The organism is uncultured Dialister sp. (assembly GCF_900541605.1).
Taxonomy (GTDB): Bacteria; Bacillota; Negativicutes; order Veillonellales; family Dialisteraceae; genus Dialister.
Genome location: NZ_UQKJ01000190.1, coordinates 1 through 2,761, shown reverse-complemented (window position 1 = coordinate 2,761; position 2,761 = coordinate 1). Strand labels below are relative to the sequence as shown.

The window sequence follows — 2,761 nt, the reverse complement described above, 5'->3', positions numbered from 1 at the left end:
GCAATTGTCTGTTTTGGGGATAGAGTCATCAGGATCCCATCTGCGGCGAAGCCGCGGGGCCTCAACTCTCAAATCTCAAATCTCAAATCTTTCCTTTCCCCACGGTCTCCGCAGTTTCCACGAACCAGGAGGGGTGGGATTTTTTTATATCCTCCGCCAGGGCTTTTCCTTCCTCCCGGTCCTTCGGGAAGAGGAAGAAAGCGGAGCCGGAGCCTGTCATGAGGGTGGGCCGGCCAAGGCTGTGGAGAATGGACGATGTTTCTTCCAACACTTCATTTTTGGGGAACAGGGCGTCTTCGAAATCGTTGGACAGGGATTCATAGAGCTCCTGCCGGTTTCTGTCTGCCAGGGCCTTCATGGAGTCTTCGGTCCGGTCCTTTGGCCTTTTGTCCCGGCCATCCAGGAGGCGGTAGGCTTCTCCCGTGGACACGGAAGTCTCCGGCCGGACGATGAGAAGGGGCAGTCCCGGCCAGGGGGTAAGGGGAACCAGCACCTCTCCGATGCCTTCGCACCGGCAGGCGCCGCCCCGGACACAGAAGGGCACATCCGCCCCCAGGGACGCTCCCATGGCGGCCAGGGTCTCCAGCCCATCGCCGGTACCGTAGAGCCGGGCAAGGCCCCGGAGCACCGCCGCCGCATCGGAGGAGCCGCCGCCCATGCCGGCTTCCGAAGGGATATGCTTGGCCAGGGTCATACGGACGCCGCCGGAAATGCCCTTTTCCCTGAGAAAGAGCTCCGCCGCCTTCACCATGAGGTTCTCCTTTCCCGAGGGTGCCCTTCCTTCTACGATGGTAAGGGAAATACCCTCCGCCCTTTCCAGGGTAATATCATCGCAGAGGGAAATGGAATGCATGATGGAGTCAATAGTATGGTATCCATCGCTCCTCTTCTCCCCCACGGAAAGGGTGAGATTGATTTTTGCACAGGCTGTCTCTTCTATCATGGCCGTCGTCCTTTCTGTCTTTTGGGGATATTATAGCATAGGGAAAGGGCAGAATTGAGATTTGAGATTTGAGATTTGAGATTTGAGAGTTGAGAGTTGAGGTCCAGCGTCTTCGCCGCCGATTTGCATGGCAACGGATAGAGTCACCGGCACAGGGCTGTCAGCTTTCAGCAGTCAGGAAAGCTGATCCGCCGCTACGCGGCAAATGCACCCCCTTGCCCGCTTCGCGGGACTTCCCACACAGGGAAGCATCTCACTGATTTCTCAGTCGCCTGCGGCTACCTACGAAATCAGTTCGTTTGCCAACCCAAAGGGGGAAGCAAGAAATACTTGGCTCCCTCTTTTGGGGTGGCAGCGAACACGAGTTGCACCAGCGAACACAATTTGAAGGAGCGAAGCGACGCACAAATCGCAGTGAGTCGCTTTCCCGTAGGGTGAGCTGTCTGAGAAGCGGCTATCCAGCACAAGGCTCAAGGCCCCCACTTCAGTGACTCCAATCGTACTCTGTCCAGCGCCGCAGGCTGGCCAGCTTTCCTGACCGCTAGTCGCTAGCAGCTAGAAGCCCCCGCACGAGTGTCCCCTCCTATTCCCCGGCTTCACACATTAATATATTTAAATTTTTAATTGCATTTTATATGTATATATTATATAATTACCTTTATAATATTACTTTATTGCATAGATTCCATACCACGGAAGGCCTGTGCCTTCGTTCCTTCTGAAAGGATTTGATTCAATGGCAGGTTTATTTTTTTGATGATTATGATACCCCCGTTTTCCGTCCCCCCAGTGAAGCGGACAGCTTCATCCTCCGGGTGACCCGGGGCTGCGCCCACAACAGCTGTACCTACTGCAACATGTACCGGGGCGTGAAGTTTGAAAAGCTCTCTGATGAACAGATCATGCGGCAGATCGCCATCGCCTACTCCGTGGACCGGGACGGCGTGCGCAAGGTCTTCCTGGCCGACGGGGATGCCCTGGTGCTTCCTACCGAACGGCTGCTGAAGATTCTTTACACCCTGAAGAAATATTTCCCGAACCTGGAAAAGGTTTCCTCCTACGCCGCGCCGGGAGACATCCTCCGGAAATCGGTGGATGAGCTGAAGCAGCTCCGGGAAGCGGGACTGCAGCTTCTGTACTACGGCATGGAAAGCGGCGACTCCCAGACCCTGAAGGACATCCGCAAGGGCGTGAACGGGGAGCAGTCCATCGAAGTGGGCAAGCGCGTCCGGGCCGCAGGCATGGACCTGTCCATCATGATTATTCTCGGCATTGCCGGCGTACCGGGCAGTGAAAGACATGCCCTGGCCACCGCCCATGCCATCAACGAAATCAAACCGAACTACCTCTCCGCCCTGTCCCTCATGCTGTACCGGGGCAGTGAACTGAAGGACCAGTTCGAACGGGGCGAATTCACACCGCTCCCGCCTTACGGCCTCATGGAAGAGCTGAAGGTCATCGTGGAACACCTGGATCTTCCGGAAACGGAGCATATGGTCTTCCGCAGCAACCACGTGTCCAACTACATCCGCCTGGCAGCCACCCTCCCCCGGGATAAGGACCTGCTGCTGAAGGATATCGACCGCAGCATCGAATACCTGAAATCCAAGAAAAACTACGACGTCTATAATCACGACTGGTCGAAATAAAAAAAGCAGGCTCCGGCCTGCTTTTTTTATTGGAGTTGAGAGTTGAGGTCCAGCGGCTTCGCCGCGGAAATGCCTGTCTATGGATAGCGTCATTCGTGCGGGGGCTTCCAGCTGCTAGCTTCTAGGGAAACGCTGATTTAATCAAGAAAATATCGTCAGAAAACACTCT

At 55.5% G+C, this 2,761-nt stretch carries 1 protein-coding gene and 1 pseudogene; one reads left to right on the top strand and one right to left on the bottom strand.

All coding sequences use genetic code 11. From position 1 onward, the window contains the following. Positions 1-82: 82 nt before the first annotated feature. Positions 83-946: pseudogene (locus tag QZR21_RS08910) on the bottom strand (4-(cytidine 5'-diphospho)-2-C-methyl-D-erythritol kinase); the annotation flags it as partial. A gap of 725 nt (positions 947-1,671) precedes the next feature. Between QZR21_RS08910 and QZR21_RS08905 the strand changes: the two are divergent. Next, positions 1,672-2,592, top strand: coding sequence for a radical SAM protein (locus QZR21_RS08905; protein WP_296975018.1), 921 nt, complete (start codon positions 1,672-1,674; stop codon positions 2,590-2,592). The last annotated feature ends 169 nt before the right edge of the window (positions 2,593-2,761 follow it).